This window comes from Pseudomonas sp. 5.2 (genome assembly GCF_059025405.1).
Map to the genome: position 1 here is coordinate 45,129 of NZ_JBYBHH010000004.1, position 12,992 is coordinate 58,120.

A 12,992-nucleotide genomic window follows, 5' to 3' on the forward strand; every position below is an offset into this window, starting at 1 on the left:
GCGGATGCAAAGTCAGGCGCGGCGCTGGGCCAGCAGTTCATGGGCAGCCTGCAGGGGCCGTGGGTCGACCCAGTCGGCGATGCTGAAGTCGGCTTCGAGGAAGCCATGCAGGTAGAGAAAGTCCTTTTGCGTGCCCAGAAACGCCAGGCGTTGCTCGGACAGGTCCGGCGCCAAGGTGGTGTGGAACGCGCCGCGATAGGCTTCGGCAACACCTTGGCTGCCGGCGCGGGTCTCGTCCTCGAGGAAGCTGTTGAGCGCATCGCGGTTGCCGGCCGCCCATTCGGCTGCGCGCAGGGTCTGGGCCAGGAAGCGCGCAACCAGCTCGAAGTGGTTGTCGAGCAGGCTCTGGTGCACGGTGATCGGCCTTGGCGTGCCGTTGTTGATGCGGTGGCGCGGGTCGGCTAGCAGGTCGAGATCGACGCCCACCACCAGGCCCAGGCGACGCGCCGCATCGGCAGCGGCCGCGCCCTTGACGTAGACGGCATCGACCTCGCCGCGCGCCAGGTAATCCAGGCCCGACCACAGGCGCTGCAGGCCCAGCTGCGGGGTGGCGGCGCTGGCCTGGTCGAGCAGCGCCACTTCCACCAGTTGCACGTCGTCCAAGTGCAGGCCGGCCGAGGCCAGGGCGCCTTTGTAGCCGTGCAGGCTCATGGCCCGGGCGATGCTGCCGGGGCGGCTGTCAGCCCAGGCCGGCAGGGCCAGGCGCTTGCCGCGCAGGTCGGCGGCGTTGCGGATGCCTGAGTCCGGGCGGACCAGGATGGTCTGCCATTCCTCGATCCAGGTCAGGCCGATCAGCCGGCTCGGTGAGCCTGCTGCACGGGCGGCCAAGGCCGGCACGTTGCCGCCTTCGCGAAACAGCCCCGGGAGCTGGTGATCGTAGTGGTGATGGCCGAGCTGACGGGTTTCCTGCAGGGTCGAGACCGGCAGGCCGTCGCGGGCGAATTCTTCGTCCAGCCAGCCCAGCTTGTAGGCGATGCCCGAAGCGGTGGGCACCGGGCAGCGGGTAAACCAGATGCGGTCCAGGGCAGTGGGGTCGTCGGTTTGCGTTGCGGCAGTAGCGAGTGTCATGGGGTGGCTCCTTGGGCGTCGTGAAAGCGCTATTGCAGCGTGCGTGCCAACCGCTGGAGGCCTTGATTTACGGGGACTTGAGTGTCGTTTACAGGCGTTGAGTGCTGGGCACGGAGCAGGATTGCGGGCGGGGTGCTGCCAGATCAGCAGGCGGGCTGTTGCTGGGGCAGCAGGCGCGGCCCGAAGCCAAGCAACACGGGGCCTGGTGAGTCATGGCAAAGAACTTGCTCAAGGCTATGGGACCGCGGTGCAGCCATTCGCGGGCAAGCCCGCTCCCACAGGACCTTCATTGCCATTGAAACCGGCACTTCACCTGTAGGAGCGGGCTTGCCCGCGAAGCAGGCGCACTGGCCCTTGAAGACCCTTGCGAGACGACCCATGAGCGCCATCGAACCCAGCCCTATCCACCGCCTGACCAGCGAAGCCGAAGCCATCGCCGCCGCCCGCGAGGTCGCCGCGCAAATCGCCGTGCTCGCCGCCGACCCCAGCAACAACGGCCAGCTGCCGCGCCGCCAGGCCGACCTGCTGTCCAGCAGCGGTCTCACCGCCATCGCCGTACCGGCCGAATTCGGCGGCCTTGGCGCCTCGGTGCAAACCATCGTCGAAACCGTGCGCCTGATCTCCACCGCCGACGGCGGTGTCGGCCAACTGCTGCAGATCCACAACGTGATGCTGCGCGGCATCTTCACCAGCTATGCCGACGACGTGCGCGACCGCCTGATCGCCGACGTACTGGCCGGCAAGCGTTTCGGCAATGCCTTGGCCGAGGTGGGCGGCAAGAACAAGTTCGCCCTGAAAACCCGGGTCGAGCGCCGCGCCGATGGCAAGCTGGTGCTCAATGGCAGCAAGTTCTACTCCACCGGCTCCTACCTGGCCGACTGGATCTCGCTGACGGCCGCCAGCGAAGACGGCGGCGTCGGTGTGCTGCTGCACCGCGACACCCCTGGGCTGACCCTGGTCGATGACTGGCAGGCCTTCGGCCAGCAGAACTCGGTGAGCGGTACGGTCAACTTCGACGAGATCGTGCTGGACGAGCGTTACCTGTCGCGGCGCACCGGCCCGATGAAGCGCACAGGGCTGACCTTCCCGCAGATTCTTCATGCCGCCATCGACACCGGCATCGCCGCCGGCGCGCTGCAGGCAGGCGTCGACTACCTGCGCGAGCATGCCCGGGCCTGGGTGGAAAGTGGCGTGGACCGCGCCAGTGACGAGCCGCACGTGATTCGCCAGATTGGCGAGTACGCCGTGGCGCTGCGCGGTGCCGAGTCGGTACTGCGCGATGCCGCACGGGTGTTCGACGCGCATGAGCGCGACCCGGAGGACAAAGCCCTGCAGGATGAACTGATTCTCTCGGTGGCCACTGCCCGCGCCCACTCCGATGCGGCGTCACTGAAGATCTCCAGCGACCTGTTTTCTCTGCTCGGGGCCAGTGCCTCGTTGAGCAAGTGGAACCTCGACCGCTTCTGGCGCAACGCCCGGGTGCACACCACCCATGACCCCATTCGCTGGCGGCTGCACAACGTCGGCAACTACTACCTCAATGGCGCCGACCCAGGGGAGTACACCGCCGTGCTCAATGCCAAGGAAACCCAGGGCGCAACGCGCCGTTGAACCTAACCCTGGGGGCCGCTGCGCGGCCCATCGCAGGCAAGCCAGCGCCCACACACCAAGCCACGCCACCGTACCTGTGGGAGCTGGCTTGCCTGCGATGGGCTGCGCAGCAGCCCCAGTACCGAGCCTCTACATGAACCACCCTCTTCTTCGCGCCCTGGCCATCTACCGTGAAATGCCCTGGCGCTTCGCCCTCGTGACCGCCTTGTACATCGCCGGCAACCTTGGCCTGGTCTGGCAGCAATGGCTGATTGGCCACGCGGTCGACGATGTCAGCGCTGGCCGCGCCGTGGTGCGCCTGCCCGACGGCAACCTGGATGCCGCCGTGGCCTGGCACTGGCTATGGCTGCTGCTGGCCATCGCCCTGGGCCGTGGTGTGCTGCAATACGCCGCCGCGGTGCTGTCGCTGGTGCTTAGCCAGGCGCTGCTGACGCGCCTGCGCGAGCGCATCCTCATGCAGGTCCAGCGCCTGCACCTGGGCTACCACTGGCGCCACGGCATGGGTGAACTGGTCACCCGCACCACCCGCGACGCCGACAAGGTGCGCGATGCGCTGATCACCTTCTGGCGACAGATCATCGAAACCCCCTTGGTGGTGATGGCTGCCGTGGGGCTGCTGAGCTGGTATGACCCACTGCTCGGCCTGGTGCCGCTGCTGTTGACCGGGGCCGGGCTGTGGCTGTTCGTCGTGCAGACCGATCGCCTGGTTACGCTCGATCGCGCCGTGGGCGCTGCCTACGACCAGGTCAGCCAGGACTTGGCAGAAGGCATCGGTGGCGTGCGCGTGATCAAGGCGTTCGGCCTGGAGGGCCAGCGCATCGAGCGGTTCGCCCACCAGGTTGGCGTGTTCACCGGCAACGCGCGCGCGGCCCTGGCCTATGCCAGCTCACGCATCCCGCTGCCACAGGCGGTGGTGGCGCTGGGGCATGTGTGGATCCTGGTGTACGGCGCCCATCGCGTGGCGGCGGGCACGCTGGGCATCGGCGAGCTGGTCACTTCGCTGCTGGTGGCCACCACGCTGGTGTTCCGTATCGAAGGCATCGGCCGGGTCATGCAGACCTTCGCCGATGCCCGCGCCAGTGCCGAGCGCATCTGGCAACTGCTGGACGAGCAACCGGCGATCCTTGGCGGCCAGGCCACCCTGCCCCCTGGGCCATTGGGCCTGAAACTGGCCCAGGTGCGCGTCAGCGCCCCCACGGGCGAGCGCGCCATTTTGCAGGACTGCTCGCTGACCCTGCAGCCCGGCGAGGTGGTGGCACTGGTCGGCGCCACGGGCACCGGCAAGAGCCTGCTGGCCAGCCTGCTGCCGCGCCTGGCCGACGTGCAAGGCGGCGCCGTGCTGGTCGGCAGTGACGCCGTGGGCTGGCAGGATGTGCGCGCGCTCGACCTGGCCGACCTGCGCCGACGCGTCCAGGTGTTGCCGCAAGAAAGCTTCCTGTTCTCTGACAGCCTGGCGGCCAACCTGCGCCTGGCGGCAGCCGATGCCAGCGCCGCTGAGTTGCGCGAAGGGCTGCGCCTGGCGGCGGCAGACGATGTACTCGAACGCTTGCCCCATGGCCTCGACACGCCACTGGGCGACCGTGGCGTGACCCTCTCCGGCGGCCAGCGCCAACGCCTGTGCCTGGCCCGCGCACTGCTCGGTGCGCCAGACATCCTGTGCCTGGACGACGCCACCAGCGCCCTGGATGCCCTGGGTGAGCACCAAGTGCTGCACAACATCCGCCGCCTGCGCGGCGACACGGGCCAGGGGCCGACTTTGCTGCTGATCACCAGCCGCCTTTCGACCCTGCTGTTGGCCGATCGGGTACTGATGTTGGAAAACGGCCGCATCAGCGCCAGTGGCAGCCATGCCGAGCTGAGCGCGAACAATGCCCACTACCGCGACCTGCTGGGGATCGACCATGAGTAATGCACCCAACAAGGCCCCCAGCGATATCGAGATCGAGCAGCACCTGGCGCGCCAGGCCCTGGACCGTGGCATGTTCCACCGCCTGTTGCCGCTGCTGCGGCCCATTCGCCGGCAGATCCTGGCGGTGATCGGCATCGAACTGCTGCTGGTGTTCACCGTGTTCCTGCGGCCCTGGTTCGTTCGCGAGCTGCTCGACAAGGGGTTGGTGGCCAGCGCTGATCATTGGTTGCTGGACGAACGCCTGGTGCTGTGGCTGGGCCTGGGCCTGGCGGCCAGCTGGCTGGGGCGTTTCCTGCTGGCAGGCGTGTCGCAGTTCATTGCCGGGCGGGCGGCGATCCGCGTGCTCAACGACCTGCGGGTGAAGGTGTTTGCCCACGTGCAGGCGCTGTCGGTGAGCTACTTCGACCAGACCCGCGCCGGGCGCATCATTTCCCGCGTTGACCGTGATGTCGATGCGCTCGAACCGTTGTTGGTGCAAGGCCCGCCAGAGCTGCTCGGCGCCCTGCTGCGCTGCGGCCTGGCGGCGGTGATGCTGTGGCGCATCGAGCCGAGCTTCTTCTACAGCCTGGCCGCCACGGTGCCACTGCTGGCGTTGGCCACTTGGCGCTTCAAACGGGTGTCGCAACGCAACTGGGCCAAGGTTGCCGAACAGCGCAGCCGCTTCACCGCGCACCTGGTCGAGAGCGTCAGCGGCGTGCGCTTGATTCAGCAATGTGGCCAAGAGCAAAAAAACCAGGCGCGCTACCGGCGCCTGCTTGAGGACTTCAACCAGGCTCTGATCCGTGGCAGCCTGCGCGCCGGTTGGTTCGCGCCGTTCACGGCACTGTTGAGCACGGCGGGCATGGCTGTATTGCTGCTGGTAGGCGCCCACGGCCTGGCCGAAGGCAAGGTCACTGTCGGCCAGGTGGCCGAGAGCCTGTTCTACGTGTTCCTGTTCCTGGGGCCACTGCAAGAGCTGTCGGACCTGTTCGAGCGCTATGCCACCGGCAGTGCGTCGGCGCAGCGGATCTTCCTGCTGCTCGACACCCGCCCACAGGTACTCAACCCGCCATCACCCCGCCCGCTGGCCAGGGCACGCGGCCAGGTGGACTTCGAGCAGGTGGGCTTCGCCTACACCCCAAACGGCCCGCGCCCGGTGATCGATGGCCTCGACCTGCACATCCGCGCCGGTGAAGTGTTGGCCATCGTCGGCCCGTCCGGGCATGGCAAAAGTACCTTGGTGCAGTTGCTGACGCGTTTCTACGAAGTGCAACGCGGCGCCGTGAAACTGGACGGCATCGACCTGCGCGAACTGGCCCAGCATGACCTGCGGCGCAACGTCGGCGTGGTGCTGCAGGACAACGTGCTGTTCAGCGGCAGCATCCTCGACAACCTGCGCCTGGCGGCACCCGGTGCCGACGATGCACGCCTGGTGGCAGCCGCCCGCGAACTGGGGGCAGACGAAGTGCTCGAGCGCCTGCCGCAGCGCTACCACACCGAAGTCGGGCCCCTGGGCGCGCACCTGAGTCATGGCCAACGGCAACTGGTGTGCCTGGTGCGTGCCTACCTGGCCGACCCGGCGGTACTGGTGCTCGACGAGGCCACCTCGGCGGTGGATGTACACACCGAGCGGCGTATCCAGCAGGCCTTGCGGCGGCTGTGCCAAGGGCGCACGGCGATCATCATCGCCCACCGCCTGGCGACCATCCGCGATGCCGACCGCATCGCCGTGGTCCGCCATGGGCAGGTAGTGGAGCAAGGGGCGCATGCCGAGCTGATTGAGCGTGGGGGGGCTTATGCGGCGTTGTATGAGGCCTACCTGCGCAGTGCCGGGGAGGTTGTGGCCGAGAGGGGCGAGTCGTGCCAGGTGTAAGGCTTGTGAGGTGCGGCGCCTGATAGATCGAGCGCCGCCAGGTGTAAGGTTTGGGAGGTGCAGCGCCTGGGAGATCGAGCGCCGCCCGCGCGGCGCATCGCGAGCAACGCTCGCTCCTACGTTTGTTTTCGGCCAATAACGCCTGTGACAGGCGCGCGCGAACGCCTTGTTTTTTCGACGCGATACCGAGCCATGCGCCAAGGCGGTCGCGCGCGTTTGCCCCAGGAATGATTGGCCCGAAACAAACGTAGGAGCGAGCGTTGCTCGCGATGCGCCGCGCGGGCGGCGCTCGATCTCCCAGGCACCGCAAAACCCAAGCCCTGCCCCCCTCAGCCCCCATGCTGCTCTCCCAGCATCCACTGCTTCCCGGTTGCTGCCACAGCAGCACCCCACCCCTCTGCTGACCCACAAACCCCCGCCACGCAAGCCCAACACCACGCATGGCACAGCCGTTGCACCACCCTCCCCATCCGCACAACCTCCCCTTCAGGAGCCCCCATGACCACCGAATTTTTCTGGCGCCTGCCCTTGGGCACCGATGGCCCGCAGTTGTCCACCGACCGCCACAACCGTGGCAACCCGCAGCACCGCCCCGGCAACATCGCCCCCGGTCGCCTGCCCAACGGCGAAAGCGACGGCTTTACCTACATCGACTACATCGCCCAGGTGGCCAAGGCCGCCGAGCTGGCAGGTTTCGAGGGTGCCTTGCTGCCCACCGGCCCCGAGCCGTGGATCGCTGCCGCAGCGCTGGCCCGCGAAACCCGCCGCATACGCTTTCTGATCGCGTTCCAGGCCACCTGGACCTTGCCCGCCTATGCCGCCCAGCAGGCCGCGATCCTGCAAAACCTCAGCGGCGGCAGGCTGGACTGGAACATCATCACCGGCGGCAACCCGGCCAGCCAGCGTGCCAACGGCGACTTCCTCGAACATGACCTGCGCTACAAGCGCACCGGTGAGTTCCTCGACGTGATCCAGGGCCTGTGGGCGCAGGACAAATTTTCCTACGACGGCGACATCTATCGCCTGGAAAACGGCAGCCTGCCACCTGGCCTGCAACACGAGCGCAAACCGGGCGTGTACTTCTCCGGGTTTTCCGATGCAGCGCTGGACGTGGCGGCGCGCCACGCCGATGTGTACCTCAACTGGGCCGAGCCGATCGACACGCTCAAACCGCACATCGAGCGGGTCAGGGAACTGGCCGACAAACAAGGGCGCACCGTGCGCTTCGGCCTGCGCGTCGACCTGTTCGCCCGTGAGACCGAGGAACAGGCGTGGCGGGAATTGCGCCAGCAGTTCGAGCGCCTGGAAGGCAAGGCCAGCGCCTCGGCCAAGGGCTTCGTGACCGGCTCCGACTCGGTCGGCGGCGCTCGCCAGGCGGCCTATCACCAAGGCTTGCAAGGCTTCGACGAACTGATCCTGGCGCGCAACCTGTGGGCCGGCTTCGCCAAGGCCAAGCCCGGCCCGACCGTGGGCTTGGTGGGCAGCCACCAGAACATCGCCGAGCGCCTGGCCGAATACCGTGATGCGGGTTTCAGCACGTTCATTCTGGCCAGCAACCCGCACCTGGAAGAAGCCTTGCGCATCGGCCAGGAAGTGCTGCCCCTGGTGCAACAGGCTGCCGCCACCCCCCCCTTGAAGGCCAGCGCCTGAACCCGACGGAGCCGGAACATGAGCACACCCCTCGACACCCTTTGGTACACCCGCTGTCCAGTCCCCACTGGCCTGGGCATCGCCGTGCAGCAAGGCTGGCTGCAGGATGACCTGGCCAGCCTTGGCACCCAGGTACAATCCCTGCGCGAAGCCGACCAGCAGGCCGTGCGCGAATCGCATTTCGACCACAGCCTGCTCAACTCGGTCCGCCACGGCGGCAGCATCCCGGCCATCTGGGCCCGCGCGCAAGGCCGCGAAACCCGTGTGATCGGCCTGTCCTGGGCCGATGAAGCGCAGTTGATCCTGACCCGCCCGGACAGCGGCATCCACACGGTCAAGGACCTCAAGGGCCGGCGCTTCGGCCTGCCCGACTGGGCCTCGGCGCAAATCGACTTCACCCGCGCGCAAGCCCTGCGCGGGCTGGAAAACGCCCTTAAACTCGAAGGCCTGCAAGTGGGCGACGTAGCGCTGGTCAACTACCGCTACGACGGCACCTTCAGCGACCGCCCGGTGCGCAATGTGGCGGGTACACCGGTGTCCAGCACGCAAAGCGAAGGCCGCAACCTGGAGCTGGCCGGGCTGTTGCGCGGCGAGGTCGATGCGATCTTTCTCAAGGGCGCGAGCGCCGTGCAACTGGCCCATGCCTTTGCCCTGCACACGGTCATAGACACCGGCAGCCACCCCGACCCGTTGATCCGCAGCAACAACGGCACGCCGCGCACCCTCGCCGTGGACAGCCACCTGTTGGCGCAACACCCGCAGGTGGTGCGCACCCTGCTGTCGTCCGTACTGCGCGCCGAACGCTGGGCCCATCAGCACCCGGACGAAACCCGCCGCTACCTGGCCCGTGAAACCAACAGCAGCGAATACTGGGTCACGGTCGCGTACGGCGCCGATGCCCACCTGCGCCTGAGCACCCGCCTGGATGACCAGGCCATCGACGCCCTGCAGGATTTTGTAGAATTTCTCAAACGCTGGCGCTTCATCCCCAACCGGTTCGAGGTACGTGACTGGATCGCCCGCCAACCCCTGGACCACTTGCTGGCCCCCACTCCCCTGGACAGGAAGCCCGTTACCCCATGACCAAGCCATTGGAAACGCTCTGGTACACCCACAGCCCCGTGCCCACCGGCCTCGGCATTGCCGTGCAATCCGGGCGCCTGGCCGAGGCCTTTGCGCCGTTCGGCACCAACATCCAGTCGTTGCGCGAATCCAGCGAGCGGGAAGTGCGCGAAGCCCACTACGACCACCACCTGCAGAACTCAGTACGCCACGGCGGCAACATCCCAGCAATCTGGGCCTACGCCAGTGGTGTCGAGACCCGCGTGCTGGGGTTGTCGTGGAGCGATGAAGTGCAACTGATCCTGACCACCGAAGAAAGCGGTGTGCGCAGTATCCGCGACCTGAAAAACCGTCGCTTCGGCTTGCCCAAGTGGGCCAATGTGCAGATCGATTTCACCCGCGCCCAGGCCCTGCGCGGGCTGGAAAACGCGCTGAAGCTCGAAGGCTTGAGCGTGGCGGATGTCGAACTGGTCGACTACCCCTACGGCGGTACCTACAGCGACGACGCCAAGCAGCACCTGTATGGCGCCGAAGTGAGCCTGGACACCAGCCGTTTCAGCCGCCGCAACAACGAACTGATCGGCCTGCTGCGCGGCGACATCGACGCGATCTTCCTCAAGGGCGCCCATGCGGTGCACCTGGCCCACGAGTTTGGCCTGCGTGTAGTCGTCGATACCGGCAGCCACCCCGACCCGCTGATCCGCAGCAACAACGGCACACCGCGCACATTGACCGTGGACCGGCATTTGCTGGAAGAGCACTTCGATGCCAGCCGTACACTGGTCGACACGGTGTTGCGCACCGAGCAGTGGGCGTGGGCCAACCCGGAAGAGACCCGGCGCTTTCTTGCCCGTGAGCTGAACACCAGCGAGTACTGGGTGGCGGCGGCTTATGGCGACGATGCCCACCGGCGCTTGCGCACGACCCTGGACAGCCGCTCGATCGATGCGCTGCAGGACTTTACCGAGTTCCTGTTCAGGTGGGGGTTCATACCGCGCCGGTTCGATGTGCGGGAGTGGATCGACTTCAGCGTGCTGGAGCGTGTGATCGGCTCGACTTCGCGGTTGGCTGTGTGACCCTGGGGGTGCTATGCGCCCCATTCGCGGGACAAGCCCGCTCCCACAGGTTCACCGCAGCTTCCTGGCCTGCGGCGTATCTGTGGGAGCAACTTCAAAAAAATCCTCAAAGACAGTTGCTCCCACAGGTGCGGCGCTAGCCTTGGAGGCTACACAGTTCGGGTGGGAGCCGGCTTGCCGGCGATAGGGCCGCAACGCGGCCCCAACATGCTCAACCAAACGCTGCTGCCCCAGCAGCACCCGCCAAGCACCCCACTGCTGCCCTACCGGCAACAGCCCCCTAAAAATCCAATTAAATTCATATAATTCAACATCTTACAAACATGGCACAGTCCCTGCTCTAGCTCTCCCCAACAACGCTTTACATACGGGGAGATTCACCATGCACCAGCTCCATCCACTGGCCCGCCAGATCAGCCTCGCGCTGCTGCTGGCCGGCACCGGCGGCCAGGCCGTCGCCGCCAACGAAGACGCCAAGACCGAGCCCGCCCTGGAAACCGTCACCGTCACGGCCCAGCACCGCGAACAGACCCTGCAGGAAGTCCCGGTCGCCGTGTCGGCGATCAAGGGCACCAGCATCACTGCAGACGGCGTGCGCTCGATGGGCGACATCACCACCTTCGTGCCCAACGCCTCGGCCAAGAACCCCGACGGCGATGGCCGGCCGCGCTGGTACATCCGTGGCCTGGGCACCGGTGACACCGGCGCCGCGACGGTCTACCCAGTGGGCATCTACGCCGACGACGTCTACCTCAACGCACCGATCGCCGGCGGCGGTCCGCTGTTCGACCTCGAACGCATCGAGATCCTGCGCGGGCCGCAGGGCACCCTGTATGGCAAGAACACCACGGCGGGCGCGGTCAACGTGATCTCCAAGAAGCCGACCTTCGACACCGACGGCTACGGCACGGTCGGCGTCGGCAGCAAGAACGAACGGATCCTCACCGGTGCCATCGGCGGCGCGCTGGTGGACGAAAAACTGGCCGGCCGGGTGTCGCTGTACTCCGAAGAACGCGATGGCTTCCAGCACAACGACTTCGACGGCAACACCTATGGCGACGTCAACAAAAAAGCCATCCGCCTGCAGTTCCTCGCCCAGCTCAACCCCGACCTGGACGCCTTGCTGAAGCTGCACAGCCGCCAGTTCAAGGGCGATGGCAGCAACGGCGCGCTGCCGGTGGGCCGCTATTACAACGTCGGTTACGAGCGCCCCAATGGCCGCGACATTTCGCTCAACGTCAACGAGGACTACCGCCTCGACCACGACGGCGCGTCGCTGACCTTCAACTGGTACCTGGGCGACTACACCCTGACCTCGATCAGCGCCTACGACTACATCCGCAACCGCTCGACCAGCGACGCCGACTACACCCCGTACGAGGTCAACGGCGCGTCGATCACCGACAACAGCTACCGCCAGTGGTCGCAGGAGCTGCGCCTGGCATCGCCGGAAGACCGCCCGCTGCACTGGCTGGCCGGCGCGCACTACTTCCATGAGGACCTCGACAGCGCGGCCCAGCGCATCGTCACCCCGGGCCCGACACCCAACGGCACCGGTTCGAACCAGGTCGGCACCACCGCGTTGCGCGACCTGGGCTATGACCACCGCACCGACAGCTACGCGCTGTTTGGCAACCTGACCTACGACTTCACCGATGACTTCAGCGTGACGGGTGGCCTGCGCTGGACCCAGGAGAAAAAAGACATCGACCTGGACCTGACCCAGTTGACCCGCGCCACCGCCAACGGCCCGCTGATCCCGCTGGCAGGCGTGGGCACCAACGGCAATCGTCAGGAAGACAAGACTTGGGAAGCCTGGACTTACGACCTGACCCCCGAGTACCGCATCAACGACAACCTGCGGGTGTTCTTCCGCTATGCCCATGGCTTCCGCTCTGGTGGTTTCAACACCGGGCTATCGACCAGCCTTGCACAGCTGACCACAGTGGACCCGGAAGAGCTGGATGCCTACGAGTTGGGCCTGAAATCCGAGTGGTTCGACCGCCGCCTGACGGTTAACGCCAACGTCTTCTACTACGACTACAAGGACATTCAGGTGAACCTGCTGACGGTCAACAACGGCGTGCTCACCACCGCCTTGACCAACGGCGCCAAGGGCACGGTCAAAGGTGCGGAGCTGGAGATCGAAGGCCAGCCGACCGACCGCCTGCACGTGCGTGCGGCGGTGTCCTTCCTCGACACCGAATACACCGACTTCAAGAACACCAACCCCACCACTGGCGCGGTGACCGGCGACTACAGCGGCAACAGCTTCGTGCGCTCGCCACGCAACGTGGTGTCGCTGGGTGCCGACTACACCTTTCCGTTGCAGGTCGGCGGCAAGCTGGTGGCCGGCGGCGACGTGAGTTTCCGCGACAAGGAATACTTCCTTGCCGACCGCCAGAGCAGCGCTGACGAAACCCTCAGCCAGCCCCACTACACCCTGGCCAACGCCCGCCTGACCTGGTTCAGCCCCGACGACAAGCTGAGCGTGACCGGCTTCGTCAACAACCTGACCGACCGCCGCTACCAGGTGCATGGCCGGCCTAACGGGACTGCCGGGCAGTACGTGATCACCTATGGCGACCCACGCACGGTCGGGCTGAGTGTCACCAGTCGCTTCTAAGTCACCGTGCAAGGCCCTATCGCCGGCAAGCCGGCTCCCACAGGTTCAACACCTCCCCTGAACACAATGGGGTTCCTGTGGGAGCGGGCTTGCCCGCGAAGACGTCAGCACTGACAACACCTATTCCAGCAGGAACCC

At 66.5% G+C, this 12,992-nt stretch carries 8 protein-coding genes; 7 read left to right on the forward strand and 1 reads right to left on the reverse strand.

Features of this window, described 5'->3' with window-relative positions; all coding sequences use genetic code 11:
• Window positions 1-12: 12 nt before the first annotated feature.
• Entirely contained in the window at window positions 13-1,068 is a 1,056-nt protein-coding gene (locus AC5PZ0_RS08010; protein WP_265967408.1) for an ABC transporter substrate-binding protein, read from the reverse strand.
• Window positions 1,069-1,446: 378 nt separating this feature from the next.
• On the opposite strand from AC5PZ0_RS08010, the gene AC5PZ0_RS08015 reads away from it, so the two are divergent.
• The 7 genes from AC5PZ0_RS08015 (at window position 1,447) to AC5PZ0_RS08045 (ending at window position 12,854) form a co-directional block, all read left to right on the forward strand.
• Complete coding sequence (locus AC5PZ0_RS08015) at window positions 1,447-2,679, forward strand: acyl-CoA dehydrogenase family protein (RefSeq protein WP_186678643.1); 1,233 nt, start codon at window positions 1,447-1,449, stop codon at window positions 2,677-2,679.
• A 133-nt stretch (window positions 2,680-2,812) separates the two neighbouring features.
• Window positions 2,813-4,588: an ABC transporter ATP-binding protein gene (locus AC5PZ0_RS08020; protein WP_493854638.1), complete on the forward strand. Its 1,776-nt coding sequence runs from the start codon at window positions 2,813-2,815 to the stop codon at window positions 4,586-4,588.
• The gene (locus tag AC5PZ0_RS08025; RefSeq protein WP_493854639.1) at window positions 4,581-6,440 is read left to right on the forward strand and encodes an ABC transporter ATP-binding protein; all 1,860 of its coding nucleotides are present in this window, start codon (window positions 4,581-4,583) and stop codon (window positions 6,438-6,440) included. The genes AC5PZ0_RS08020 and AC5PZ0_RS08025 overlap by 8 nt, the downstream gene beginning before the upstream one ends.
• Before the next feature lie 498 nt (window positions 6,441-6,938).
• Window positions 6,939-8,090: an LLM class flavin-dependent oxidoreductase gene (locus AC5PZ0_RS08030; protein ID WP_099429813.1), complete on the forward strand. Its 1,152-nt coding sequence runs from the start codon at window positions 6,939-6,941 to the stop codon at window positions 8,088-8,090.
• A gap of 18 nt (window positions 8,091-8,108) precedes the next feature.
• Window positions 8,109-9,173 carry an ABC transporter substrate-binding protein gene (locus AC5PZ0_RS08035; protein WP_186678656.1) on the forward strand — a complete coding sequence of 355 codons (1,065 nt, stop codon included), beginning with the start codon at window positions 8,109-8,111 and terminating at the stop codon, window positions 9,171-9,173.
• Window positions 9,170-10,228: an ABC transporter substrate-binding protein gene (locus tag AC5PZ0_RS08040; protein ID WP_027593764.1), complete on the forward strand. Its 1,059-nt coding sequence runs from the start codon at window positions 9,170-9,172 to the stop codon at window positions 10,226-10,228. The genes AC5PZ0_RS08035 and AC5PZ0_RS08040 overlap by 4 nt, the downstream gene beginning before the upstream one ends.
• A gap of 382 nt (window positions 10,229-10,610) precedes the next feature.
• Window positions 10,611-12,854 carry a TonB-dependent receptor gene (locus AC5PZ0_RS08045; RefSeq protein WP_493854640.1) on the forward strand — a complete coding sequence of 748 codons (2,244 nt, stop codon included), beginning with the start codon at window positions 10,611-10,613 and terminating at the stop codon, window positions 12,852-12,854.
• Window positions 12,855-12,992 lie beyond the last annotated feature (138 nt).

Bases quoted from the DNA above. Each gene is read 5' to 3' on its own strand.
- AC5PZ0_RS08010 (WP_265967408.1), bottom strand. From the start codon at position 1,068: ATGACACTCGCTACTGCCGCAACGCAAACCGACGACCCCACTGCCCTG.
- AC5PZ0_RS08015 (WP_186678643.1), top strand. From the start codon at position 1,447: ATGAGCGCCATCGAACCCAGCCCTATCCACCGCCTGACCAGCGAAGCC.
- AC5PZ0_RS08020 (WP_493854638.1), top strand. From the start codon at position 2,813: ATGAACCACCCTCTTCTTCGCGCCCTGGCCATCTACCGTGAAATGCCC.
- AC5PZ0_RS08025 (WP_493854639.1), top strand. From the start codon at position 4,581: ATGAGTAATGCACCCAACAAGGCCCCCAGCGATATCGAGATCGAGCAG.
- AC5PZ0_RS08030 (WP_099429813.1), top strand. From the start codon at position 6,939: ATGACCACCGAATTTTTCTGGCGCCTGCCCTTGGGCACCGATGGCCCG.
- AC5PZ0_RS08035 (WP_186678656.1), top strand. From the start codon at position 8,109: ATGAGCACACCCCTCGACACCCTTTGGTACACCCGCTGTCCAGTCCCC.
- AC5PZ0_RS08040 (WP_027593764.1), top strand. From the start codon at position 9,170: ATGACCAAGCCATTGGAAACGCTCTGGTACACCCACAGCCCCGTGCCC.
- AC5PZ0_RS08045 (WP_493854640.1), top strand. From the start codon at position 10,611: ATGCACCAGCTCCATCCACTGGCCCGCCAGATCAGCCTCGCGCTGCTG.